This is a genomic window from Pectobacterium sp. F1-1, from assembly GCF_025643735.1.
GTDB classification, from domain to species: Bacteria; Pseudomonadota; Gammaproteobacteria; order Enterobacterales; family Enterobacteriaceae; genus Pectobacterium; species Pectobacterium colocasium.
The window spans coordinates 958,079-983,307 of sequence record NZ_CP104733.1; the positions used below are offsets into that span (position 1 = coordinate 958,079).

The 25,229-nt window shown below is 53.0% G+C and carries 16 protein-coding genes and 3 pseudogenes; 10 read left to right on the forward strand and 9 right to left on the reverse strand.

The genetic code is table 11. The features are described from left to right. Positions 1–44: 44 nt before the first annotated feature. Positions 45–1,583: a nitric oxide reductase transcriptional regulator NorR gene (gene norR, locus NAL19_RS04190; RefSeq protein ID WP_263058841.1), complete on the forward strand. Its 1,539-nt coding sequence runs from the start codon at positions 45–47 to the stop codon at positions 1,581–1,583. A 258-nt stretch (positions 1,584–1,841) separates the two neighbouring features. Here norR and fumA read toward each other — a convergent pair whose 3' ends face one another. Beyond that, the gene (gene fumA, locus NAL19_RS04195; protein ID WP_039557015.1) at positions 1,842–3,485 is read right to left on the reverse strand and encodes a class I fumarate hydratase FumA; all 1,644 of its coding nucleotides are present in this window, start codon (positions 3,483–3,485) and stop codon (positions 1,842–1,844) included. 490 nt (positions 3,486–3,975) lie between these two features. After that, positions 3,976–4,853: pseudogene (locus NAL19_RS04200) on the reverse strand (LysR family transcriptional regulator). A gap of 178 nt (positions 4,854–5,031) precedes the next feature. On the opposite strand from NAL19_RS04200, the gene NAL19_RS04205 reads away from it, so the two are divergent. After that, complete coding sequence (locus NAL19_RS04205) at positions 5,032–5,502, forward strand: multidrug/biocide efflux PACE transporter (RefSeq protein WP_263058842.1); 471 nt, start codon at positions 5,032–5,034, stop codon at positions 5,500–5,502. A gap of 22 nt (positions 5,503–5,524) precedes the next feature. Here the strand turns inward: NAL19_RS04205 and NAL19_RS04210 are convergent, their stop codons facing one another. Continuing rightward, positions 5,525–6,187, reverse strand: a complete 663-nt coding sequence (locus NAL19_RS04210) for a DNA-3-methyladenine glycosylase family protein (RefSeq protein ID WP_263058843.1) — start codon at positions 6,185–6,187, stop codon at positions 5,525–5,527. Positions 6,188–6,416: 229 nt separating this feature from the next. Here NAL19_RS04210 and ada point away from each other — a divergent pair, with 229 nt between their 5' ends. From ada to NAL19_RS04245, 7 genes and pseudogenes are all read left to right on the forward strand, one after another. Further along, positions 6,417–7,547, forward strand: coding sequence for a bifunctional DNA-binding transcriptional regulator/O6-methylguanine-DNA methyltransferase Ada (gene ada, locus NAL19_RS04215; RefSeq protein WP_263059657.1), 1,131 nt, complete (start codon positions 6,417–6,419; stop codon positions 7,545–7,547). Continuing rightward, positions 7,544–8,200: a DNA oxidative demethylase AlkB gene (gene alkB / locus NAL19_RS04220; protein ID WP_263058844.1), complete on the forward strand. Its 657-nt coding sequence runs from the start codon at positions 7,544–7,546 to the stop codon at positions 8,198–8,200. Before ada ends, alkB begins: the two co-directional genes overlap by 4 nt. A gap of 177 nt (positions 8,201–8,377) precedes the next feature. Next, complete coding sequence (gene manD / locus NAL19_RS04225) at positions 8,378–9,592, forward strand: D-mannonate dehydratase ManD (RefSeq protein WP_180743348.1); 1,215 nt, start codon at positions 8,378–8,380, stop codon at positions 9,590–9,592. Between the two features lie 44 nt (positions 9,593–9,636). Further along, entirely contained in the window at positions 9,637–10,659 is a 1,023-nt protein-coding gene (locus tag NAL19_RS04230; protein ID WP_263058845.1) for a Zn-dependent oxidoreductase, read from the forward strand. Between the two features lie 204 nt (positions 10,660–10,863). Then, on the forward strand, positions 10,864–12,237 hold the full coding sequence (locus tag NAL19_RS04235) for an MFS transporter (protein ID WP_263058846.1): 1,374 nt from the start codon (positions 10,864–10,866) through the stop codon (positions 12,235–12,237). 103 nt (positions 12,238–12,340) lie between these two features. Next, positions 12,341–13,807, forward strand: a pseudogene (locus tag NAL19_RS04240) (mannitol dehydrogenase family protein). A gap of 201 nt (positions 13,808–14,008) precedes the next feature. Further along, positions 14,009–14,695, forward strand: a complete 687-nt coding sequence (locus NAL19_RS04245; protein ID WP_263058847.1) for a GntR family transcriptional regulator — start codon at positions 14,009–14,011, stop codon at positions 14,693–14,695. Between the two features lie 66 nt (positions 14,696–14,761). Here the strand turns inward: NAL19_RS04245 and NAL19_RS04250 are convergent, their stop codons facing one another. From NAL19_RS04250 to NAL19_RS04260, 3 genes are all read right to left on the reverse strand, one after another. Continuing rightward, on the reverse strand, positions 14,762–16,993 hold the full coding sequence (locus NAL19_RS04250; protein WP_263058848.1) for a LamG-like jellyroll fold domain-containing protein: 2,232 nt from the start codon (positions 16,991–16,993) through the stop codon (positions 14,762–14,764). A 380-nt stretch (positions 16,994–17,373) separates the two neighbouring features. After that, positions 17,374–18,747: an esterase-like activity of phytase family protein gene (locus NAL19_RS04255; protein WP_263058849.1), complete on the reverse strand. Its 1,374-nt coding sequence runs from the start codon at positions 18,745–18,747 to the stop codon at positions 17,374–17,376. A 141-nt stretch (positions 18,748–18,888) separates the two neighbouring features. Next, positions 18,889–20,082: a multidrug efflux MFS transporter gene (locus NAL19_RS04260; protein WP_263058850.1), complete on the reverse strand. Its 1,194-nt coding sequence runs from the start codon at positions 20,080–20,082 to the stop codon at positions 18,889–18,891. Positions 20,083–20,473: 391 nt separating this feature from the next. On the opposite strand from NAL19_RS04260, the gene azuC reads away from it, so the two are divergent. After that, positions 20,474–20,551 carry a stress response protein AzuC gene (azuC, locus tag NAL19_RS21770; RefSeq protein ID WP_014914323.1) on the forward strand — a complete coding sequence of 26 codons (78 nt, stop codon included), beginning with the start codon at positions 20,474–20,476 and terminating at the stop codon, positions 20,549–20,551. Between the two features lie 108 nt (positions 20,552–20,659). Here the strand turns inward: azuC and NAL19_RS04265 are convergent, their stop codons facing one another. The 3 genes and pseudogenes from NAL19_RS04265 to NAL19_RS04275 form a co-directional block, all read right to left on the reverse strand. Then, positions 20,660–22,534, reverse strand: coding sequence for an Svx/AvrXca family virulence/avirulence protein (locus NAL19_RS04265; protein ID WP_263059658.1), 1,875 nt, complete (start codon positions 22,532–22,534; stop codon positions 20,660–20,662). A 176-nt stretch (positions 22,535–22,710) separates the two neighbouring features. Beyond that, positions 22,711–24,023, reverse strand: a pseudogene (locus NAL19_RS04270) (purine-cytosine permease family protein). A gap of 14 nt (positions 24,024–24,037) precedes the next feature. After that, a complete protein-coding gene (locus NAL19_RS04275) occupies positions 24,038–24,727 on the reverse strand; it encodes a helix-turn-helix transcriptional regulator (protein ID WP_263058851.1) in 690 nt (229 codons plus the stop codon). Between the last annotated feature and the right edge of the window lie 502 nt (positions 24,728–25,229).

The following is a 25,229-nucleotide window of genomic DNA, read 5'->3' on the forward strand; positions in this document are numbered from 1 at the left end:
TATCTATTGTCTTAATGACACAGGTTCTGTCATTAGGACACACCATGACACTCTCCATTAATGCTCTTGCCCGTATCGCTATCGAGTTGCAAATGGGGCTATCGAATCAGGATCGTTTTCAGCGCTTGATTAACAGCCTGCGCCAGCTGTTGCGCTGTGATGCCTCGGCGCTGCTGCGTTATGAAAATCAGCTGTTTCGCCCGTTGGCGATCGACGGTCTGGCGCCGGACGTGCTGGGGCGACGCTTTCGCCTGTCCGATCATCCCCGTCTTGAGGCCATTGCCCGTGCGGGCGATGTGGTGCGCTTTCCGGCAGATAGCCAGCTTCCCGATCCCTATGACGGCCTGATCCCCAGTCAGGAAGATCTTAAGGTGCATGCTTGCGTCGGCTTGCCGCTGTTTGCTAATCAGAATCTGATCGGTGCGCTGACTGTGGACGGCATGGATCCCTGTCAGTTCGACCATTTTAGCGATGAAGAACTGCGGCTGGTGGGGGCGATGGCGGCGGCGGCGCTGAGCAATGCGCTGTTGATGGAACGTCTTGAGCGACAGTTGCCCGCGCCGGTGCGTGCCGAAAGTCCGGCAGCGGAAAGCGTGGAGGAAATGGTAGGGCTGTCGGAACCGATGCAGCGGCTGAAGAAAGAGGTCGATATCGTCGCAGGCTCAGATCTGAACGTGCTGATTATGGGGGAAACCGGCGTCGGTAAAGAGCTGGTGGCGCGGGCGATTCATCGCGGTTCCTGCCGGGCAGCGCATCCTCTGGTATACCTGAACTGCGCCGCGCTACCGGAATCGGTGGCGGAGAGTGAGCTGTTTGGTCATGTTAAGGGCGCGTTTACCGGAGCGATCCATCATCGCACTGGCAAGTTTGAAATGGCGGATAACGGCACGCTGTTTCTGGATGAGATTGGCGAGCTGTCGCTGACGCTACAGGCGAAGCTGCTGCGCGTATTGCAGTATGGCGATCTCCAGCGCGTGGGCGATGACAGCAGCCTGAAAGTGAACGTGCGCGTGCTGGCGGCGACTAACCGTGACTTGCGGCAGGCGGTGCTGGATGGCGCTTTTCGTGCTGACTTGTTCCACCGTCTGAGCGTGTTCCCGCTATCCGTACCGCCGCTGCGCGAGCGTCGTCAGGATGTGGCGCTGCTGGCGGGATTCTTCTGCGAGCGCAGCCGTGCGCAGCTGGGGCTGGCGCGGCTGGCGTTGACGGCAGACGCGGGCGCGCTGTTGGAACAGTACGACTGGCCTGGGAATGTGCGCGAGCTGGAACACGCCATTTACCGTGCTACCGTGCTGGCAAGAGCGGGACAGGAATCGGGTGAGGTGCTGTTAGGCCCTGAGCATTTCAATCTTGAACTTTCCGTCCAGCCCGTTCATACCCCTGCAGGGGCACCGAGTGCTACCGACAGCGTACCGGATTATTTCATCAGCGGCGGTTTGCGAGAGGCAACGGACGACTATCAGCGTCGGATCATCCAACAAACGCTGGCACGTCATGAGGGCAACTGGTCATCCTGCGCAAGGGAACTTGAACTAGACAGCGGCAACCTGCATCGGCTGGCAAAGCGATTGGGCATCAAATAAATAAACGCCCCGAAAATCGGGGCGCTGAGGTTGCTGACAAAGCCCGCAGAGCGGGGTAACGGATAGATCGTAAAGACGCTGCAAGTACGTCCATGTAAGCTCGGATTGCGCCATCCCTGGCGCAAACGCTTTACTCTTCTATTCCGTTACTCCCGTTTTCATTCGGCGAATAGGTTTGTCAACGGTCTGAACGCGCCCCGAAAATCGAGGCGTTGGCACACGAAATATCTCCTAACCTCTAATCACAGTAAGAGTGAGTTAACCGCATTTCACACACTTGGCGCTCTGGATCACCTGGAAGAAATCGTTGCCTTTATCATCGACCAGAATAAAGGCTGGGAAATCTTCAACTTCGATTTTCCAGATGGCTTCCATTCCCAGCTCTGGGTATTCCACGCAGGTCAGGCTCTTGATGCTGTTCTGCGCCAGAATCGCTGCCGGGCCGCCAATGCTGCCGAGGTAGAAGCCGCCATGTTTATGGCACGCGTCGGTTACTTGCTGGCTGCGGTTGCCTTTCGCCAGCATGATCATGCTGCCGCCGTTGGCTTGCAGTAAATCGACGTAGGAATCCATGCGGCCAGCGGTGGTTGGGCCTAACGAACCGGACGGATAACCTTCTGGCGTTTTCGCCGGCCCCGCGTAGTAAATCGGGTGATCTTTGATGTACTGCGGCAGGCCTTCGCCGTTATCCAGACGTTCTTTCAGCTTGGCGTGAGCAATATCACGACCGACGATGATGGTGCCAGTCAGGGAAAGACGGGTGGATACCGGGTACTGCGACAGCGTCTTCAGGATCTCGGCCATCGGGCGATTCAGGTCGATTTTAACCGCATCGCCTTCGCCCGTTTCACGCAGGTGCTCAGGGATATATTTACCTGGATTCTGCTCTAACTGCTCCAGCCAGACGCCCTTGCGGTTAATCTTGCCTTTGATGTTACGGTCAGCCGAGCAGGACACGCCCATACCAACAGGGCAAGAGGCGCCGTGGCGCGGCAGACGGATAATCCGCACGTCGTGCGCAAAATATTTACCGCCGAACTGCGCGCCCAGACCCAGATCGCGCGCGGCTTCCAGAATTTCCTGTTCCAGCGCGACATCACGAAACGCCTGACCATGTTCATTGCCTTCGGTCGGCAGTTCGTCGTAGTACTTGGTTGACGCCAGCTTAACGGTTTTCAGCGTGGTTTCTGCCGAGGTGCCGCCAATGACAAACGCGATGTGGTACGGCGGACAGGCCGCGGTGCCCAGTGAACGCATTTTCTCGATCAGGAAACTTTTCAGTTTACCCGGCGTCAGCAGCGCTTTGGTTTCCTGATACAGATAGGTTTTGTTAGCGGAACCGCCGCCTTTGGTGACGAACAGGAATTTATAGTCCTCGCCCTCGGTGCTGTAGAGGTCAATCTGCGCAGGCAGGTTAGTGCCGGTGTTGACCTCTTTGTACATATCCAGCGCGGCGTTCTGCGAGTAACGCAGGTTGTCTTCAACGAACGTGTTGTACACGCCTTTGGACAGCGCCTCGGCGTCGTTACCGCCGGTCCAGACGTTCTGGCCTTTTTTGCCGACGATGATCGCCGTACCGGTATCCTGACAGGTCGGCAGGATGCCCTTGGCGGAAATTTCTGAGTTGCGCAGGAATTGCAGGGCAACGTATTTGTCGTTTTCGCTGGCTTCCGGATCGCTAAGAATATCGGCAACTTGCTGCTGGTGAGCGGGGCGGAGCATGAAAGAGGCATCGTGGAAGGCTTGCTGAGCCAGAAGCGTCAGTGCCGCTGGATCGATCTTCAGGATGTCCTGACCTTCAAACTGGGCGACAGAGACAAAATCGCTGCTCAGCAGGCGATATTCGGTGTCATCTTTACTGAGTGGAAAAGGATCTTGGTAATAGAAGGGTTTATTCGACATTTTTTTCTCACTTGCAATTGCATTAATTAGTAAATTTTTCACCTTATAGGATTCAGCATCTTATTATTAAGGCGTATTACCGCAGCACTACAGGGATGTCTCGAATACAAAAGTAGTAATCGCTATAATAGTATGGTTTTTTGTCGGGAAGTACCACTTTGGTACATCACAATAATAATGATGTCGTGCATTATTTTTTCTGTGACAGACGTGCGAAACCGCCACGCGGCTCGGGTTTCCGTGTGCAGAAAACACAGGAAAATGCGCATGGTTTAGCGTGAAAATATTTCTCTTTTAATTGGCTTAATTAAGTAAAGTAAATGGTGAAATTAAAAACAATAACCATTTAATCTTTAATGTTATTCATTGGCGATATAAAGAAACCGTTATTGGTTTTTTATCGCTTCATGAAAAAACATGCCGATCACAAAAGCCACGGAGCGGTGGCCGATGTGATGACGGATGTGGTTTTTCCAATGCAGTGACGGAGTTATGGCGGCGTACTCTCTTGTTGGGCAAGGAGATTGTCGATCATCCACAGCCCTGCCGGACCGGGGGGATGGGGTTTGGACCAGACAACGTCCACGTCAATCCACTGCGGCCAGCCCGCCACAGGCAACTCCACCAGCTTTTTCCGATCGTATTGCGCCACCAGCCAGCGTGGCAGGATGCTCCAGCCGTGCCCCTGTTGCGCCATTTCTAACAGCATCAGGTAGGACGGCGCAGACCAGACGATCCCTTCCGGTTGCAGCCGATCGCTGCGTTTATAGGTATTGAGATAGAGCTGGCGGACGGTCGCCAACTGGCTGCGTGTTACGCTTTTTTCCGTTGCTAGCGGGTGGGCTGCCGACACAAAATGGCCATTTCGGTCTTTACCTGTAAACGCGCGGCCGCCACATCGGGCGGGTAGTCCGTTTGAGCACGCAGTAGCCCGACATGCGCCCGATTCATTTGCAGCAGATCAATCACGTCATCACCTTCCGCAATCAGGCATTCAAATTCAATATCGGGAAAATGATGAGCGAAACGCTGGAGGACAGGCTCGTAGTGGGTAGCTTGCCAGATGTCCGACAGCACAAATGTCAGACGAGGTTCGATATGATCGGCCAAACGGATCGCCAGTTCATCCAGTTCCTCACTGGCGGATAAGATTGCCTGTACGTGAGAAAGGACTTTTCTGCCCGCCAGCGTGAGCACAGGTTGGTGGCCGGATCGATCAAACAGCGTCAGCCCCAGATCGGCTTCCAGATTGGCGATGGCCGCGCTGATAGTGGACTGACTTTTATGCAATCGCCGGGCGGCGGCGGAAAACGAACCCGCATCGACGGTGGTTACAAAAGCCAGCAGGGATTCCGGTGAATATCGCATTGTTATCTATACCCTAACTAATTCGAGTTTCAGGACAATATAATTATATCGATTTTATCGATGGAATCTAACTGTACTCTACCACCTTATGCGATGAAAATAAGGCCGTAATACGATGCCATCCATGGTCATGGCGAAAATTGACCCGTTACTCGCAATAAATAAAAGTGAATGTGCTATGCAGAACAAAACCAGTAAAACCTTACGTGAGCGTGTGTACCATGCCGTGGGCTTTGAGCTGATCGCGTTGACGATCTGTGCGCCAGCGGGTGCCTGGCTGCTGAATAAGCCGCTCTTCGATATGGGCGCGCTGGCCATCATGCTGTCCAGCGTCGCGATGATCTGGAATATGATCTACAACACGATATTCGATCGCCTATGGCCAGTGGATCGCGTTAAGCGTCGGTTGCCGATCCGTATCGCTCACGCGCTGGGGTTTGAAGGCGGTTTTATCCTGATTGGTTTGCCGCTGGCGGCGTGGATGCTGAACGTCACGCTATGGCAGGCGCTGATGGTGGAGATCGGCTTCTTCCTGTTCTTCCTGCCGTACACCGTGGTGTATAACTGGGCCTACGATACGTTGCGGGAACGCATTGTGAACCGCCGTCGCCATGTTCGTCCTGTGTCGGCCAACTCCCGTCTGCGCTAATTCATTTGCGTTAATTCGTGCGTTACCGGTGTGTCAGTTTAAAGCTCTGATACGCCGGTAATTCAAGCGAACGCCATAAATACCACGACGCCACCGTGCGATAAGGCCGACATGGCAGGCTGAGTGCCTGCAACTCGCGCGGTTTCGGCATCTCCGGCAAATCGTAAGCGTAGCGTAACCCCTTACGAATACCGAGATCGTCGAGCGGCATGATGTCGGTGCGTTCAAGCGAATAAATCAAAAACATTTCTACCGTCCAGCGCCCGATACCCTTGAGCGACGTCAACTGCTGAATGAGCGTGTCATCATCCATTTCTGTGGCCTGTTCGAGACTAGGCACCAGACCGCTTAGCGCACCCTGGGCAATGCCGTGCAGCGTCTCTGCTTTGCGGGCGGAAAAGCCACATTGCCGCAGCGTGTCGGTGGAGCAGGCCAGCATCTGTTCCGGGCTGGGGAAGACATCACCATGTACCCGCAGGAGCTTCGCGACCATCGCGTCTCCGGCACGTGTCGTCAACTGCTGGTAGGCAACGGCACGCATCAGCGCCTCATAAGGTTCCCGGTGCGGCGCGGTCTGATGGCGACAGTCGCCAATCTGTTCGATCAGGCTGGCCCAGCGTGTATTGATGGCGCTGAGATGGGTTTTGGCCTGCTGTGTGAAATCCGACGGCGGATGGGATGGCATAAACGGTTTCCGTGATGAGAATGCAAAAGGCGGAAGACGAGCATAGGAGATTGCCGCATGGCGCGCCATGCGGAAAGGATTATTCGTATGAAACAGAACATCCGAATGAAAAAGCAAGCGTTGCACGTGTGCGTAAAGTGGCTTCGGTTTAGCGTTAGCGCATGAGCTGCCTTTCAGTAATAGTAAGAGGGGGGAGCGCACTACGAGTGGGTGGAATGAGGTGCATATGATGCAAAACGACACGATGCTTAACGATACACCGTTTCAGGATGCTGACTCGCGCTGGCAGGCGGTGGTGACACGCAATCACGCGGCTGACGGCTGCTTTATCTATGCGGTGAAGACGACGGGGATTTACTGTACGCCTTCCTGTGCATCACGCCAGCCTCGGCGTGAAAATGTGGTGTTTTTCGCGACGGCCGATGAGGCGCAGGCGGCGGGGTTTCGCCCGTGTAAACGGTGCCGTCAGGGGACGCTTTCGCGGCAGGAACAGCAGGCGCAGCAGATTGCCCACGCGTGCCGGATAATTGAGCAGTCAGCGAATCAGCCGACGCTGGCGGTGCTGGCTCAAGCCGTGGGGATCAGCGTGTTCCATTTTCATCGCGTGTTCAAAACCATCACCGGCCTGACGCCAAAACAGTATGCCAGCGCCCATCGTCATCGGCAGCTACGTGAACAACTGGCAGAAAAGGGAGCGGTCACCGCAGCGATTACCGCGGCGGGCTATGACGCCAGCGGGCGCTTTTATGCCGCAGCGGGGGCGCATTTAGGAATGACGCCGACGGCGTTTCAGAATAAAGGAAAAGGGATGACGATCCACTTTGCCGTTGGTTGCTGCTCACTCGGCGAGGTGCTGGTGGCGGAAAGCGAGAAAGGCATCTGCGCGATCCTGCTGGGAGACGATCCTGAATCGCTGCTCAACGCGCTTCAGGAGATGTTTGCTAACGCACAGCTGATTGGCGGCGATGCGGCGTTTGAGCAACGGATGGCGCAGGTTGTCGGATTTGTCGACGATCCGGCTATCGGGCTGACGCTGCCGCTGGATATTCGCGGTACGGCATTCCAACAGCGCGTCTGGCAGGCGCTGCGGGCGATCCCCGCAGGAGAAACGCTGAGCTATCGTGAGGTTGCTGAACGTATTGGCGCCCCTGCCGCCGTGCGTGCGGTCGCGGGTGCCTGTGCGGCAAATCGGCTGGCGGTTGCCATTCCCTGTCATCGCGTGGTCCGACACGACGGCGCGCTGTCAGGCTATCGCTGGGGCGTTGTGCGTAAACGTGCGTTGTTGAAGAAAGAACAGTTGAAGAAAGAACAGTTGAAGAAAGAACAGGGCACGCATCCGCAAGGGGATTCATTATCGTGAATTTTGATTTATTTGCCGATGAGGCGCCGCGTCGCTGGACGGAAACGCTGGCACCGGGTGCCGTCATCCTGCGTGGTCGCGCCTGTGACGACGCCCCGGCGTTGCTTGCGGGGCTGAAAGCCGTCACCGCGCGTGCGCCGCTGCGGAAGATGGTGACGCCGGGTGGTTTTGTGATGTCGGTGGCGATGAGCAACTGCGGGCCGCTCGGTTGGGTGACGGATGAACGTGGCTATCGCTACACCTCACACGATCCGCGGAGCGGAGAAGCGTGGCCTGCTATGCCGGAGGTTTTTTCCCGACTGGCGCAGCAGGCAGCGAGCGAAGCCGGTTTTGCTGATTTTGAACCGGATGCCTGCCTTATCAACCGCTATGACGTCGGCACACGTATGTCTCTGCATCAGGATAAAAACGAACGGGATTTCCACCAACCGATTGTATCCGTCTCGCTGGGGCTCAGCGCGACGTTCCTGTTTGGCGGCAGGGCGCGGAGTGATAAAGCGCAGCGTGTGGCGCTGACGCACGGCGATGTGGTGGTCTGGGGTGGCGAATCGCGGCTCTATTTCCACGGCATCCTGCCGTTGAAAGGCGGTAACGTGCCGGAAGGGATGTCCGACGAATGCCGTTTTAACCTGACGTTTCGCAAAGCTGGATGAGTGGAAAAAGGATTTATCTCCCCTCTACGTACTCCAGTTCCTCTCCTCTCTAGTCAGTGATTTTAGATAAATGTTGCAGATGTGAATAAATGTGAGGCGATTCAAATTATCGTTATTAGTATACTTGTATGGTAGTTGGCATAAACGAATGGCTACATGCACAGAAGGATAAGTAACGTGAAGATTGTCAGCGCTGAAGTATTTGTCACCTGTCCGGGACGGAACTTTGTCACCCTGAAAATTACGACAGATAGCGGATTAACTGGCCTCGGCGATGCGACGCTCAACGGGCGTGAACTGCCGGTCGCCTCTTACCTCAAAGATCATGTGTGTCCGCAGCTTATCGGCCGCGATGCGCACCAGATCGAAGACATTTGGCAATATTTCTACAAAGGTGCGTACTGGCGCCGTGGCCCGGTAACGATGTCCGCCATTTCCGCGGTCGATATGGCGCTGTGGGACATCAAAGCGAAAGCTGCCAACATGCCGCTCTATCAACTGCTGGGTGGCGCATCGCGCACGGGCGTGATGGTGTATTGCCACACCACGGGCCACTCGATTGATGAAGTGCTGGATGATTACGCCAAGCATCGCGATCAGGGCTTCAAGGCGATTCGCGTGCAGTGCGGCGTGCCGGGTATGAAAACCACCTACGGCATGGCGAAGGGCAAAGGGCTGGCGTATGAGCCGGCGACGAAAGGCAACTGGCCGGAAGAGCAGCTGTGGTCGACGGAGAAATACCTCGATTTCACGCCGAAGCTGTTTGAAGCGGTGCGCGACAAGTTTGGCTTTGATGAACATCTGCTGCACGACATGCACCACCGCCTGACGCCGATTGAAGCGGCGCGCTTTGGCAAAAGCATTGAAGACTATCGCCTCTTCTGGATGGAAGACCCGACGCCTGCGGAAAACCAGGAGTGCTTCCGTTTAATCCGCCAACACACCGTCACGCCGATTGCGGTGGGGGAAGTCTTTAACAGCATCTGGGACTGCAAGCAACTGATCGAAGAACAGCTCATCGATTACATTCGCACGACCATTACCCATGCGGGTGGGATTACCGGCATGCGTCGCATCGCCGATTTTGCCTCGCTCTATCAGGTACGCACCGGTTCTCATGGGCCGTCGGATCTGTCGCCTATCTGCATGGCGGCGGCGCTGCACTTCGATCTCTGGGTGCCAAATTTCGGCGTACAGGAATACATGGGGTATTCGGAGCAAATGCTGGAAGTGTTCCCACATAGCTGGACGTTCGATAACGGCTACATGCACCCAGGCGAAAAACCGGGGTTAGGCATCGAGTTCGATGAAAAGCTGGCGGCCAAATATCCCTATGACCCCGCTTATTTGCCGGTTGCCCGTCTGGAAGACGGCACGCTGTGGAATTGGTAAGAGTGGAATTGGTAAGGGTGGAATGGGGAATAAGAGGCTAAAACATGAAAAGCATTGTGATACAGCAGCCAAATGCGTTGGTGATTGAAGAACGCGGTATTCCGCAACCCGCGGCAGGCGAAGTTCGGGTGAAGGTGAAGCTGGCGGGTATTTGTGGTTCGGACAGCCACATCTATCGCGGGCATAACCCTTTTGCCAAGTACCCGCGTGTGATTGGGCACGAATTCTTCGGCGTGATTGAAGCAGTCGGTGACGGTGTGGAGGCATCCCGTCTGGGCGAACGCGTTTCGGTCGATCCGGTCGTGAGCTGCGGCCACTGCTACCCGTGTTCCATCGGCAAGCCGAACGTCTGTACCTCACTGGTGGTGCTGGGTGTACATCGTGACGGCGGGTTCAGCGAATATGCTGCCGTACCGGCGAAGAATGCACACGTCATTCCCGATGAAATTCCTGACGAGTTCGCCGTCATGGTGGAGCCCTTCACGATTTCCGCCAATGTGACCGCGCAGGTGAAACCGACGGAGCAGGATGTCGCTCTGATTTATGGCGCGGGGCCGATGGGGCTGACCTCGGTTCAGGTACTGAAAGGCGTGTTCAACGTGAAGGAAGTCATCGTCGTCGATCGCATTCCTGAACGTCTGGATATGGCATTGCGTAGCGGGGCAGACAGGGTCATTAACAACGCGTCGCGGTCATTAAAAGACGAGCTGGAAGCGTTGAATATCAAGCCTACGCTGATTGTTGACGCCGCCTGCCATCCATCTATTTTGCAGGAAGCGATTACGATTGCCTCTCCGGCGGCGCGTATCGCCATCATGGGCTTTTCCAGCGAGCCTTGTCAGGTTAGCCAGCAGGGAATCACCAGCAAAGAGCTTTCCATCTTCTCATCACGGTTGAATGCCAACAAATTCCCTATCGTGATTGCGTGGCTGAAAGAGAAACGTATCGATCCGGCAAAACTGATTACGCATCGGTTTGATTATCAGCAGGTGGTACAGGCGATTGAGGTCTTTGAAAAAGATCAAAAGCGCTGCTGTAAAGTCCTGCTGACGTTTAATGAAGCATGACAGATATAAATAATGGCACCGAATAATATAAAAGGAAAAACGTTATCGACTACAGAATAATATCATGATTCCTTTGAAGTAATTATTTCTCTCTTAATCACTCCAGACCACTAATAACGGACTGGAGTGGATTGCGACACCATGATGAACGGTAATTTTATTTACTGTGCTCTACCATAATTACAAATCGTCGAGAGTATATATATGAATACGCATAAAATAGCATCTGGACAAAATAAGCCTGCAAGAAGTACCTCTGACTTAGTCAAAGCGGCGGTGTCCGGCTGGCTGGGCACCGCACTGGAATTTATGGATTTCCAGCTGTATTCGCTCGGGGCGGCGCTGGTGTTCCATGAAATCTTCTTCCCTGAACAATCGGCGGCGATGGCGCTGATTCTGGCAATGGGGACTTATGGTGCTGGCTACGTGGCACGTATCGTCGGCGCTTTTATTTTCGGCCGTATGGGTGACTCTATCGGTAGAAAGAAAGTGCTCTTTATTACCATTACCATGATGGGTATCTGTACCACGTTAATCGGCGTGCTGCCGACCTACGCGCAGATCGGTATTTTCGCGCCGATATTGCTGGTGACCTTGCGCATCGTGCAGGGGTTAGGCGCGGGCGCGGAGATCTCCGGTGCGGGAACGATGCTGGCGGAATATGCGCCGAAGGGGAAACGCGGGATTATTTCCTCACTGGTGGCGATGGGAACCAACTGCGGTACGCTTAGCGCCACCGCTATCTGGGCCTTCATGTTCTTTGCCCTCTCCAAAGAAGAATTACTGGCGTGGGGCTGGCGTGTACCGTTCCTGGCCAGCGTCGTCGTGATGATATTCGCGATCTGGCTGCGTATGAACCTGAAAGAAAGCCCGGTCTTTGAGAAAGTCAGCAATGACGTATCCGGTACCGAAGAGCCATCCCCCGCGTTGGTGGTTGAGCAAAGCGAGCAGAAATCGATCCTGTCGATGTTCAAAAGCAAAGCGTTTTGGCTGGCTACCGGGCTGCGTTTCGGTCAGGCGGGAAACTCAGGGCTAATTCAGACCTTCCTGGCCGGATATTTGGTTCAAACGCTGCTGTTTGAGAAATATATTCCTACTGACGCGTTAATGATTAGTTCTATTATCGGATTTATTACGATTCCATTATTAGGCTGGCTGTCAGATAAAGTCGGTCGCCGCGTACCTTATATTATCCTGAATATTTCGGCGATATTGTTAGCCTACCCGATGCTCTCTCTTATTATTGATAAAGAAAATAGCGTCAATGTGATTATCGTCAGCATCATCATTATTCATAACTTCGCGGTGCTGGGCTTATTTGCGCTGGAAAATATCACCATGGCGGAAATGTTCGGTGGACGCAGCCGCTTTACGCAAATGGCGATTGCCAAAGAAACGGGTGGTTTGGTTGCCGTTGGTTTCGGCCCCGTCTTAGCCGGTATTTTCTGCAACATGACCGGTTCCTGGTGGCCGATTGTCGTGATGCTGATTGCTTATTCGGTGATTGGTTTATTCGCGGCTATCTGTATGCCTGAAGTGAAAGATCGCGATTTAGATGCATTAGACGACGCAGCATAACGTTCAGATTGTCATTGTTCGAGTTGCAGATGAGGTGACCTTGCTGCAACTCGAATCATTTAGGGCGTAGACGTATTTTTTGAATCACCTATCAGGGATAACGATGAGTATCAGCGAATTTTCTACTCTTAAACCGCAGGTTGTGGTGCCGCGTTACGGCCGACGCCTGCTAAAAACACGTATTGCGCATATTGGCTTTGGCGCATTCCACCGGGCGCATCAGGCGGTCTGTGCCGATAAGCTGGCGGCGGAGCACGGCAGCGACTGGGGTTATTGTGAAATCAACCTGATTGGCGGCTAGCCGCAAATTGAGGCTATTCGCCAGCAGGATTTACTGTGGTCGGTGTCCGAAATGGCGGACAGCGGCTGGAATAGCCGGGTCATCGGCGTCGCGACCCGCGCGCTGCATGCGGAAGTCGAAGGTATCGACGCGGTGCTGGAAGCGCTGAGCGCACCGGATATCGCCATCGTGTCGATTACCGTCACGGAGAAAGGCTATTGCCACCATCCGGCGACGGGGCAGTTGAATACTGAACATCCGCTGATTTGCCACGATCTGGGGTTACCCGCAGAGCCACGCTCCCTGCCCGGTGTGATTCTGGCTGCCATCAAACGCAGACGGGAACGCCAGCTACCGGCATTCAGCGTGATGTCCTGCGACAATATGCCGGAAAATGGGCACGTCACGCGTAATGCGATCGTGCAACTGGCCGAGTTGCAGGATGTCGAACTGGCGCGCTGGATTGAACAGCACGTCACCTTTCCGTCCACGATGGTGGACCGGATTGTTCCGGCTATCACTGAGGAAACGCTGGAGACGATTCAGGGACAGCTGGGTGTCGCCGATCCGGCGGGTATTGCCTGCGAGCCGTTTTTCCAGTGGGTGATTGAAGACAACTTTGTCAACGGTCGTCCCGCGTGGGAAAAAGCCGGTGCGGAATTGGTACAGGATGTCCTTCCGTTTGAGGAAATGAAGCTACGGATGCTGAACGGCAGCCACTCGTTTCTGGCGTATCTGGGCTACCTTGCGGGCTATCAGCATATCAGCGAGTGCATGCAGGACGGCGACCTGGTTGCGGCGGCGCACCATCTGATGCTGAATGAACAAGCGCCAACGCTGCGTACACAGGGAGTCGATCTCGCCGCCTATGCAGATGCGCTACTGGATCGCTATCGCAATCGGGCGTTAAAGCACCGTACCTGGCAGATTGCGATGGACGGCTCGCAGAAACTGCCGCAGCGGATGCTGGATTCGATCCGTTGGCATCTGGCGCGCGGCAGCCGTTTTGATGCACTGGTACTCGGCGTGGCAGGGTGGATGCGCTATGTCGGCGGCGTGGATGAACAAGGAAAACCGATTGAGATCAGCGATCCGTTGAAAGACTTGATCGCTGAAACGGTGCAACGTAGCCCGGAAGGGGAAAGTCGGGTTGCGGCATTGCTGGCGCTGACGGCGATTTTCGGTGAGGACTTACCGAAGAATCCTGTCTTTGTCGATGCGGTGACGCAGCACTACCTGTCGCTGTTAGCGAAGGGCGTGAAGGGAACATTGCAGGATACCGACTGGTAGGATGAAAGCGTGACGGCGACGGCCGTCGCGTGACCGCATTAGATAGCCGTAATCATAAAGCAACACAGGATGAGGCGAGTGCCGACAATGCCTTATCCTGTGTCTCCCGATCTCACCACCCACGACAGACGTTGTAACACTGACACTCGCTGCGCTAAGCGTGTATCATAAGCGGTAAATTTCTCGGGTAAGCACAGCGGCATGGATACCTCTTTTCAGATCAACAACAACGAACCAGTCAATCAGCAAATTTATCGCGTACTGCGCAAAGACATTGTGGAATGCAATATTCCGCCGGGTAAGCTGCTGTCTGAAAAAGAAATTTCTGTGCGTTTTGATGTGTCCCGCCAGCCGGTCAGAGAGGCTTTTATCAAGCTGGCAGAGGCCGGATTGGTGCAAATTATGCCGCAGCGCGGCACGTTTGTGATGAAGATCTCCGAGCAGCGCGTGGCGGATGCCCGCTTTATCCGTCAGGCGCTGGAGTGCGCGATTGTGCGTCGGGCGGCAGAAATGGTGACGGAAGAACACCTGCTGACGCTGGGGCACAACTTACGCCGTCAGGAACTGGCCGCACAGAATGAGCAGGTGCGCGAGTTCCTCAGCCTTGATGACAGTTTCCATCAGCTTCTGACGCAGATTGCCAACTGTCCGCTGGCGTGGGAAACCATTGAGTCGATTAAAGCGACGATGGATCGCGTGCGTTTTCTCAGCCTGAGTCAGGTTTCTCCTCCCTCAAGCCTTATCCAACAACACTACCTGATTTTTAACGCCCTGAAAGCGCGTGACCCTGATGCCGCGGAAAAAGCGATTCGTGAGCATTTGCAGGAAATGATCTATTCGATCACGCCGATTGCGCAACAGAATAGCGACTGGTTCGAGCACGCCTGAGCCTTGTTTACTGGCTGCTATCACCGCATGAATTTGATGTATTCATGCGGTGAGGGTCTACCTGCTTTAACGGGATAACGCCGCAATCTCAGTGCTGCTCAAGGCACCTGCGTAAATTTTGAAATAATCATAGCGCCCCTTCATGTAGGGATCGGTCGGATACTGTGAACGGCCAAGGTAGGCGGCACTCAATTCACCAAGCTGGTAAGGTGCCAGTGTTAGGGTTTCACTCCGCACGACCTCTTTCCCGTCAATATACATAATCCCGATATTGCCAGACTGAGTCAGTGCGACGGTGACCCAACGACCAACGGGGAATGTCTCGGTGGTAGGTTCAAACGCTTCCATCATGTAGCCATGTAAACTGGATATTCTGAACGAAGGTTTACCCAGATTGCTGTAAGGCAATAGGGCGATCCAGCGTCGGGTGCCAGAACCCATATCGAAAATACGCGCCCAGGTGCGCTTGTCGTCAGCACAGAAGCGGGTAATGACGGTGAAATCACCTAAATTTTCCATCACTTTTCCGGGCAAGCTGACATAGCCATCGATCCCATCTAACACCAGCGCAACGCCAGCACCATCAGGCCCTGTTCCCCAGTTGGCTCCGCCATGTAAGGTGCTGGCTTCCCATTTTCCTGTGCCGTCAGCCAGCGTCGTGCCTGAACCTTCATTAAACGCCAGATGAAAAATTTCTTCTGTTTTTATCGCAACGCTCACGACATCAGAAGCCTGTGTTTCTCCACCATTCACCAGCGCTTTAACACGATAGGCGTAGCGGGATGCACTGGAGATAATATCCTGATCGGTATAGGTTAATAAGTCGGTAATGCCGTAAGCGATTGGGCTGAATGCCCCATTCGCCGAGGTTGAACGCTCAAGCGTATAGCTGGTGGCTCCGACGACGCCCCACCATGAAAGTTCGATACTGTCGCCGCGACGATAAGCGGTTAAGCCTGTTGGCTTCAGCTCTGCATTCGCGACGGCTAACTCGCGAGTATATAGCAGTGTGCCGTAGCCTGTACCATCTCCTCCGCCACCATTCTCCGGTGTGATCTTCTGGACATATTTATAAACGTAGGGCGTCGCAATTCCTTTGCGTTTAGCGTAGTGGTTATAGATGGTTTCCCAGCACGGGCGGTTATTTCCCTGGCTGACGGTGCCAAGCCCTTCCATCAGGCCGTGGCGATTACGGTAATTTTTCCACTGCACGGAAAGAAAGCCGCCATTGCTATCAGACAAATTGGATTTCGCGACATATTCGGCACCAGCGAGGAAGCGGTTATTGGCATAACCGTAGATATCATCCCCCTGATTCCACGCCATTTCGCAGAATGCGACACCCAGACTCATACCTAACGTGGTGTGCCCCTGATCGCGGCCACTTTCTTGCCATTGCCCCAGATAGCCGGGGTGTAAATGCACCACGGCCTGCATTCCCGCCCCATTTCCCTGACCATACTTGTAGTAATCAATCGCTTCCTGATAGATATCAGGTCGGTCACATAGCACGCCGATCGCCAAAATATTGGCAATCGCACACTGATCCCAGTTCGTCCAATAGTTCGTGATGTCTGCGCCATTATGAACGTCCAAAAAATTACGCGACATCGGGTAGAAGATCGTCAGCATCATGTTTTGGAAACGCTCAAAATCGGTGCGCGCCCAGCCGGAGTAGGTACGCATAATCTCTGCGACGTTAGCGAATTGGTAGCCATAGATACCTGCTGCTAACCAGCGGTCTGCGTTACCCGTGATTCTTTGTAGGGTGGAAGACCACGCGTTGAGATACCGTAACGCTTCATCGGCATAGACCTTATCTTGGGTAATTTTCCAGCGTACCGCCAGACGGTAGGAACGTTGCACATCGATATATAAAATCGCGAAGTTTTGCCCCTCGCCGCCGCGTACGAGGTTATCTGTTGCGCGCGGATTCGCTCCCAGCTGTGAATACCCATCCTGTATGAACGGCGTCCAGGCATTTGTCCAGGGTTGTTCTTTTCTGGCAATTTTATCTCGAATACGAGAAAAATCCTCTTCGGTATGTAATAGGCCGGGGTGTGTGAAGGTACGATCTTCGGCATAAATGGAGGGAGCCATCGCGCCTGTTGCGACTGCGGCGATGGCTCGGGTGAGGAAACTTCCTTTGAATTGGCCTAGCAATCCGCTGAAAGCCGCACCCGCTCCAGCCTGTAAAAAGCGGCGGCGAGGTAACGACGCCGGTCTTGCCGTTTCCGTGTGCGAACCCGTGGATGTGTTTGTGTGATCGTTGTCCGTCTGCTGTGCTACTTTTTTCATGGTGATTTAACTTCCCTGTCTGTGTGTATTCATCATTTCACCGATGATCAACACTGCACCGGTTTTTCCATAACCTGTCGATGATCAGGCCACGAGAAAAAGGGCTGTGAGATGCCATCGTTGCACTGTGCTTGTGTTTTTTGGCGGTATTGCCATGCCGAATGTTGAAAATAAGGCTTTCTTTATGGACGTGTCGAGGGAAATTGTGCTGGATAAGTTTTGCACTGTTTGGTGAGTGGGTCTGGGAGTAGCTCATTGATTTTTCTTATTAAAAATCAATGAGCATAAAACGTTATTCCTGCCATTTTTTTGGGATTGACTAGTCTTTTGCACTGCTTTTGGGGGCAGGCGCTAAACACTGTCTTGGTAAAAGTAAGATCTTATTGAAAAGGTGACTCCAGCGGTTGTGCCAGATGAATCACCCAGAGCTCATTGTCGGCCTCTGGCTTCTGTAGCGGTTTGATTGCCAATGTCGTATCAACCGCCTTGCCATTCCGCGTCAGTTTGCCATCGGCAGTCACCTGATAATCGTCCGCGTTGTCTTTCGCTTTTATCGGAGATTGCAACACGGATTGCAGGCCAAAGTCGTTGTCGTTGATAATGGCCAGCGTTTGTTTATCGACCAGCGCCAGACCTTCCACTTTCTCCTGCTGCCAGCCGAGCTGACGCAGATCCACCAACTCCTGTTTGTGCGCCAGCGTAATGCCGCGTTTTTCCAACTGAGCGAGATCGTCAAATTCCGGCGATTTGCCGTTGGCATCGAACGGCGTCAGGTCGCTCGCTTTGCTGAGATCGACCAGATAGATGCGGTTCTGCATCTGTTTGTCTTTATCCACACCTTGCTCGACCAGCAGAATACGCTGATTATCCAGCGCTACGATGTCGCCGATCTTGGCATTTTTCGCTTTCTTGTAGCGGTCGATATTGATGGGGTAGCCCAGCATGCGGCTGGTTTGGGTTTCCGGGTTAAACATCACCAGGCGCGTAAACTGCGCTTTGTTTTTGGTTTTGCCGTCGATATCCAGCGTGCTTTGCACTGCCATGACGATCGTGCCATCCGGCAGGCGGGTCAGACCTTCAAAACCGCGATTCGGCTGACGCCACTTGATGACATTGGGTAAGCCGCTGGCAACCGAGTGTTCGTTATCCGCTGGCGTTGGCCCGAATTTTTGCAGAATCTTCCCGCTGGCATCAACGTGGATCAGAAACGGGCCGTATTCGTCACACAGCCAGAAACCGCCGTTGCCGTCCGGCGTAATCCCTTCGGTGTCCAGCCCGCGCTGGCTGGTGCTGAGCGGTTGCAGTGCGTCATTCAATGCCATTTCGTTAGTGGTGCCGATAAAGTCTGCTGGCAGCGGCAGGCCAGTGATATTGCCCTTGGCATCGTGCAGCGGGCGAGGATTGCCCGCCTCGGCGGCTTTCGCGCTGACGCGAATATCCATCATCAACGGCGCGTAGTCAGGGCTGGCGAAGATCTTGGCCTCTTTCTCGCCGACCAGCGGCGCATCGGCATTCGGGCCGCGATCGGTGACGGTGACGAACATCAGGTCATCACCCTGTTTACCCGTGAAATAGAGACCGGAACCAATGCCAACAGGCAGACCGTTGGGGAAGTTCTGGGCGAACTTGCCCTGATACGCCACACGTTCGCTGGCTGGGAAGGTGACGATATAGCGCGTCACTTTTTCTCCCGCGGCCTGAACGCTGAACGGCAAAAATCCGGCAACCAGCAGTGCTAACAACGTGTGTTTCATGGGATTAGCTCTTTGATGTGGGGTGATTGGACAGACGTATTGTCGGAGCATAGATAATCGTCATGTCAGTTTTGTGACCATAGGCTTCATTTTGCAATGAAGCCTATGGTTTTCACGGCATATCCGTCGCTGGCCGGATCGTTATCCCTTTCCGTGAGGTTTCCTGAAAGCGAAAAAGAGCTGTAGCGTGTTGCACAGCACCAGAACGGCGGTGACGATGAACACCCAGCGGAAGCCCATCAGGGCGGACACACCGGAACCGACCAGCGGCCCCATTACGTTGCCCAGATACATAAATGACTGGTTATAGCCGAAGATCCGGCCTGTCACCTGCTGGCTGCTGTATTTAACCAACAGCGCCTGCACGGTTGGCATCAGTGCGCCATCGGCAAAGCCCAGCAAAAAGCGCAGGATGCCGAGCTGTGTAGGACTTTGTACCATCGCCATGACCAGAAACAGCAGTACGCTGATCGCCAGTGCGGCGATCAGGACGCGATGTGCGCCGATTCGATCGCCTAAACGACCCAGGCGGGGGGCGGATAGCAGGGCGGATACGCCGGGAATGGCCGCAATCACGCCGCTGATAAAGGCGATGTTGTCCGTGCCGGGCGTTAGATCGCGGATGAACAGGGTGAGAATGGGGCTAATGGAGCCGTTCGCCATCTGGATCATCATCGTCGTAATGAACAGGCAGATAATGAGTGCTGGATATGGTAGGGAAGCAAAGACGGCTTTCCCGCTGAGCCGATTCTCTTTGGTGACTTTAACCACGCTCTCTTTTATCGCGAAAAGCGTAATCAGGAAACTGGTAAACAACATGCCGCCAGTGATGAAAAAGACGATGCGTAGCCCGATATAATCGGCCATAAAGCCGCCAAATAAGGGGCCGAGAATGACACCGGCGATCTGCCCGGTCGATAGCATACCCAGCGCCCAGCCGCTTTTTTCACGTGGAACCTGCGAGGCGATCAGCGCCATCGCGTTGGGTATGTACCCGGAAGTCAGCCCCATCAGCGTGCGCAGGATGAACAGGTGCCACACGTTGGTCGCCAGCCCTTGCAACGACATCACGACGGCCATGCCAAGCGCGGCGCGCAGTAGCATAAGCTTGCGGCCTTTACGGTCGGCGAGGCTTCCCCACAGTGGCGCGACGGCGGCGGAGACGAGAAAAGACGAACTAAAAATCAAGCCGGACCACAGGCTCAGCGATTCGTGCGAGTGAACGCCAAGCTGCTCAATATACAGCGGCAGGAAGGGTAATATCTGGCTCATGGCCAGCCCGGTGAAAAAGCATCCCAGCCAGGCAGAGAAGAGGTTAAGTTTCCAGGTTTCCATGGGGGTCGGAATAGGCCTTCATCAGCGAATAACCAATGGCGAAACCGTGGTGACTGCGCGCAAAAAAAGTGTGCTAACCGACAGTGAATGGCGCTCAATTAATAACGGACAGTGACTAAAATTTCGTCTTTCATCATGAGCATAGCATAGCCAGCGGCGTAGTGGTCACTGAGGGTAATGATTCGCAACAAAAGAAAATCAGCGTGGGAAGCAGGCGGGAATAGGGGAAAGTGTCGGTGAATTTTATTATGTGATGTATATCACAAAAAATTGGCTTTTGAACCATAGGGGTTGTACAATTCACCACCATAAGGCAGCCCACTGCCACGTAAGGCAAGAGTAATTCCATCGCGTAATCAGAATAACGAGCTAAGTCAATAAGGTGAAAAAAGTGCGTAACTTCTTTAAAAAAATGCTGGCGGCTTACCTGAATACTTATAAAGACGTACCGCCCGGCGCACTATTCTAAGAATCTGTGCTATGCAAGCAGGCCGCCATCATGGCGGCCTGTGTATTTATGGGGAGCCGAGAACCAACACAACGTGGTTCTGAGTCGGTTCCCCTTTTTGTGGTGATCTTACTTCGTGCTGTAGACCGGAACGGCCGTCACTTCTGGCACGGCTTCGGTCAGGTAAGCACCGGCTGCGCTGCTTTTGACTTCATTTTCATCAATAAAGCCATAGAACACGCCTTGCGACGCAGAAGTACCGCGAATTTCCGCATCTCCACGCATCTGCGCATTGCCTGACAGCACAATGCCGCGTTCAAACGCGCCCGGCCCCATGAAGACCGTATGCAGCCGCGCGTTATCGCGTACGACGGTATTGCCTTGCAGCACCGTCAGGCCGCTAACGACAGCACGCCCTTCTACTGTTCCGTTCAGAATCGTTGCACGATCTTCAATTCTGGCGTTATCCCTTACCGTACCGCCGATGACGCGAGCATAAGGCCCGACGTATGCGGTAGGGGCAACATTGGCTGCGTTGGAGACCCAGCCGCCGCCGTTTGGATGGCGAGAGCCGTTAGCGGTTGGATTTGGCGCACCAGGCTGGCTGCCTTCCGGCCAGACACCAGTGAAATCAGCCATCCACGGGTAGCGGTAAAGGGAGTAGTAAGCCTGATCCCATTTGATCTTCTGCATTTGCGATGGTGTGCCCATGACCACCATGTAAATGCCGCGATCGTCCTGACGGATCGTGAAGTTTTTCACCGTGGCAGAGGCGCCGCGTTGTAGCTCGCTGTAGCGAGAAACGCCATCCGCTCCGATAGCGACAATCCCCCAGCGCCAGTCGGAATTAGGCTGTGGCATCGTTGCCGGATCGTTCTTCAACCCAGGGAAGCGGGTAATGGCAGATTTGCTCTGCACCATGCCACGGAATTTGACGGTGATTTGCGTCGCGCCATTTTCTGGGATCAGCCGGACGATGTTGTAGCCCAACTGCTGTGGAGCTTGATCGAACGGGACGGAGAAACGGCGGAGGTTGGCGCTGGCACCGACAACCGGCTCAAGCGTCGTGGTTCTCAGCAGACGGTCAGCGTTATCCTGACTGGGTTGTAGCGCACCATAGCCACCGTAGGTTGTGCGATAAAAACGACCACGGTCAAAACCGTCTGGATCGATGTAATCCCAGTTGACGTTGTGCATCGCCCAGTCGCCGAAGACATCGTTGAATTCAGACTGGCTCCAGCCCATGTTGGTACGCAGAACGGACAGCGGATCGGCAGTAGACTGGCCGCTTTCGCCTCCTTTCGGTGCTTTTGACCACATATCGTTGATAGCGCTATAGCCAAAGCGGTTCTTTAGGTACTCCATAAACGACCAGTTGCAGTAACGGTTACGCGTCGAACCCAGATAAATATGCGGGTAGTTGACCTGCATTTCCGAACAGTGTGCTGACGTACCGCGGAATTCATCCATCTGGTGCGTCATCCAGTTCGCGTGGGATTCCCAAATCCAGCCAACGTAGTCTTCTCCTCCTGCGGTTCGGAAGCTGCCGATTTGCGCCTGTAGTGCATGAGTAAATTCATGCGCCAACCCCCAGTTATCCTTGAGTGACGCTGGACCGATCCATACCCCCATGCTGCCACCGCCCGCAATACCCCCACTCAGCCCAAAAGTGGGATCGATGTGAATATTGGCTTTATATTTCACGGTCTGCTTGCAATAAGGCTCGGGGAACTGAATTTGTTTAATAAACTTATCCCAAATTTGTTCCAGTTTCTGCCCTGCGGCAACCGCATCATTACGGTTAACGTCGTTATTATTCCAGCGGAAGGCAAAATGCTCGGTCTGGTATTTCACGGAAGGCATATCGGTGATGGAATTATCCACCTGCCAGTTACCTGTGACACAAGCCTCAGCAGCGTTTGCCGTATTGACCATTAAGGCACCGCTTAAAACGAGTAGACAGTTTAACGGCGTGAGAAGTGTTTTTAATTTTTTGACATAAATCCTTTTCCTAGCAGGAATATTGCTAATCAGCCTTATTATTTCAAGTGGAAATTCTCCGTTGATAAATAAGACCCATCCCAAGGCCATCATGGCCTGTTTCTCTTAAGTAAAAATATATCGACCTCTGTAGGAAGAGGTCGGTTGGATTATAGATTAATTTTTTCCTGTTACCTATTTCATTTTAAATTTTGGTTATGTTTGAGTTTCCTAAAATACACATAATTGTTGGTGTAATGCTTTATTATCCAATAAAGGATACTGGCTGCCAGTAACGAATTAAACGCCGGCACGCCCCATTCAAAGGCTAATCCAACGATGGCGCCGACAATGCTGGCAATAATAGCGGCCCAGCCAATTAGCGGTGTTTGTGCGCTATCCGGTAATTGGCCTTCGGCACGGCTGGCGTCGAGCAGCGCTCTGTGAGTGCGTAAAATATAATAATCAATCAGCATCACACCGATAATTGGAATAGCACGCCTAATAGCGTCAGGAAATCAATGAAACGATCCAGAATACCGGCGACGGAAAGCGCTGTGCCGATGACACCAATCACCAGGGTGATCGAGACATAGCGTAATTTTCTCCCCGTAACGCCCTCTATGGCATTGGCGATTCCCAAAGAGGAGGAATAAAGGTTGATATCGTTTACTCTCAGTGTCGAAAATATAACGGCAACCAGCCCGATGCCGCCAGCTGCCTGAGACATGATCGTCACAACATCTGCGGTATTGAGTGCGCGGGCAATAATGATGGCGAGGCCATTTACAATAAATTCCCCGACGATAATCGACAGCATCGTCATCCAGAAAACATGTTTTCCTGTTTGAGAATAGCGCGTCATATCTGGAGTAATTAAGCTGGCGACGATGCAACCGCCGACAACCATTGTTGCGCCGGCGCTAATAGAAATTGCCGCGCCATTAGGGGCGGACGCGATCAGTTCGGCAATATTGTGGCCGGAGAGCGTCATGATCGAGATATAGCCGACGACGATGACAAACATTGGTACGGCAATTTTGGCGGTGAAGCGTAATGCTCTAAAACCGAAGGCAACGAGTAGCGTCAGTGCAATACCGGACAGGGCGGCAGACCAGCCAAAACCGAGCTTATCCGCCATCGCGAAGTTGAGCGCTTTGGCGAATACGGCATTCTGAACGCCGAACCAGCCGATGAGACTCACGGCGATGACCAGCCCAATCAGGACGGAACCAATACGGCCAAAGCCGCACCAGCGTGCGAGCAGGCTGCCCGACATCCCTTCTTTCATCCCGGCGTAGCCCAGCCCCACGGTTACTACGCCAAAAATGACGCTGCCAATAAAGATGGCGAGAAATGCCTGACTCAGCGTCATGGAATGGCCAAGCACCGCACCTAACATAAACTGATCTAATGCGGTTAACATGCCGATATGGACTAATGCCACATTTAAAAAAGGCAGCCGGACACTCAGCGGAACGCGACTGACGGGGTAATCATCTATTTTTTCCATAGGGATATGTTCTCTTATATAAATTGAATGCCTTTCTCGATGAGCGAACGCGGAATATAACCGTCGATGCCAAGATCCCGACAAAATGCTTCAAATTGCTGTAGAGAGTGCGTGTCGGTTTTTTGGTACATGTTGTAGACTCTGTTCTCTATTGTTTTTGGTGAGACATTCATTTTTCTGGCAATTTCTTTATTTGAAAAGCGCTGCAATAGCAGAAATATAATGTCGAGCTCTGCCTGAGTAAAAATATCGGTGGCGAATTCGGTTTGTAATAAGCTCGGTTTTTGTTGATTAATATAGACTAGCGGAGACAGTGAGTCTAACTGCCTGGCGCTCCACATCGTTCCAATGCAGGCTTTGTTTCTATCAAAAATAGGCGTCTTTTCGCTAATGCAAGGCGTGAGTGTTTTTTTGCCATACCAGTAATGTGTTTCGATCACCGTAACACGTTTCTCACTATTTTCAGTCAGCCTATCGTGTTCTTTTAAACCATCGGAGAGTTCCGCCCAACTGGCTGGAAATTCATCATCAAAACGACCTTCAATATCAAATTTTTCCGATGTTCCCGTATAAAGATAGGCAGCTTTGTTCATGTAAAGATGCCGCGATGATAAATCTTTAATACCCCATGGTTCGCTTAAGTACTCCATCATAGTAATCAGGCTATTAATATAGTCAGTCATGTGTTCCGCTGATAGTGGCATTCTGCCCTCCTTGAGAGGTGGCATTAATTCAATAAATATTAAGTTTTGGTTAATACTATTCTGATCATTGTTATCTCGCTAATTTATTGATTAACGAATGATTTGATTTCATGATTTTTTTATCAAGCAAGGGTGTTTTTTACCTTTTATGGATTTATTCTTTTATGCTATGATTAACCGCCACGACGTTATGTGTCAATTATATGTCTATGGCGTCACAAAATTAAGCGAAATATTCGCCGCACCAGGGAAATAATGCCGAATCCTGTGAGGGATGGGCATTTGGTCTTACATCAAACAATAACAATACATTATTTTCACGTTACTTACTGAAGCTCTTCAGTATTTTATGTCGTTAATTGCTTTGTGTCCTCTCAGGATGCAGGGTATCGCCCGGTTTATGTCAGCGAAATGCCATCGTGGTTTCGCTGGCATTCCTCTCTTGTTTATCTCCTCTGCCAACGTATGTTGCAAAAGGGCACAACCTGTTGCCGTGCTTTCT

What these genes read in the sequence shown, in the direction of transcription:
- NAL19_RS04275 (WP_263058851.1), bottom strand. Translation starts at nt 24,727, where the DNA reads ATGCCACTATCAGCGGAACACATGACTGACTATATTAATAGCCTGATT.
- fumA (WP_039557015.1), bottom strand. Translation starts at nt 3,485, where the DNA reads ATGTCGAATAAACCCTTCTATTACCAAGATCCTTTTCCACTCAGTAAA.
- NAL19_RS04235 (WP_263058846.1), top strand. Translation starts at nt 10,864, where the DNA reads ATGAATACGCATAAAATAGCATCTGGACAAAATAAGCCTGCAAGAAGT.
- NAL19_RS04250 (WP_263058848.1), bottom strand. Translation starts at nt 16,993, where the DNA reads ATGAAAAAAGTAGCACAGCAGACGGACAACGATCACACAAACACATCC.
- ada (WP_263059657.1), top strand. Translation starts at nt 6,417, where the DNA reads ATGCAAAACGACACGATGCTTAACGATACACCGTTTCAGGATGCTGAC.
- NAL19_RS04245 (WP_263058847.1), top strand. Translation starts at nt 14,009, where the DNA reads ATGGATACCTCTTTTCAGATCAACAACAACGAACCAGTCAATCAGCAA.
- norR (WP_263058841.1), top strand. Translation starts at nt 45, where the DNA reads ATGACACTCTCCATTAATGCTCTTGCCCGTATCGCTATCGAGTTGCAA.
- NAL19_RS04255 (WP_263058849.1), bottom strand. Translation starts at nt 18,747, where the DNA reads ATGAAACACACGTTGTTAGCACTGCTGGTTGCCGGATTTTTGCCGTTC.
- NAL19_RS04205 (WP_263058842.1), top strand. Translation starts at nt 5,032, where the DNA reads ATGCAGAACAAAACCAGTAAAACCTTACGTGAGCGTGTGTACCATGCC.
- NAL19_RS04230 (WP_263058845.1), top strand. Translation starts at nt 9,637, where the DNA reads ATGAAAAGCATTGTGATACAGCAGCCAAATGCGTTGGTGATTGAAGAA.
- NAL19_RS04260 (WP_263058850.1), bottom strand. Translation starts at nt 20,082, where the DNA reads ATGGAAACCTGGAAACTTAACCTCTTCTCTGCCTGGCTGGGATGCTTT.
- NAL19_RS04210 (WP_263058843.1), bottom strand. Translation starts at nt 6,187, where the DNA reads ATGCCATCCCATCCGCCGTCGGATTTCACACAGCAGGCCAAAACCCAT.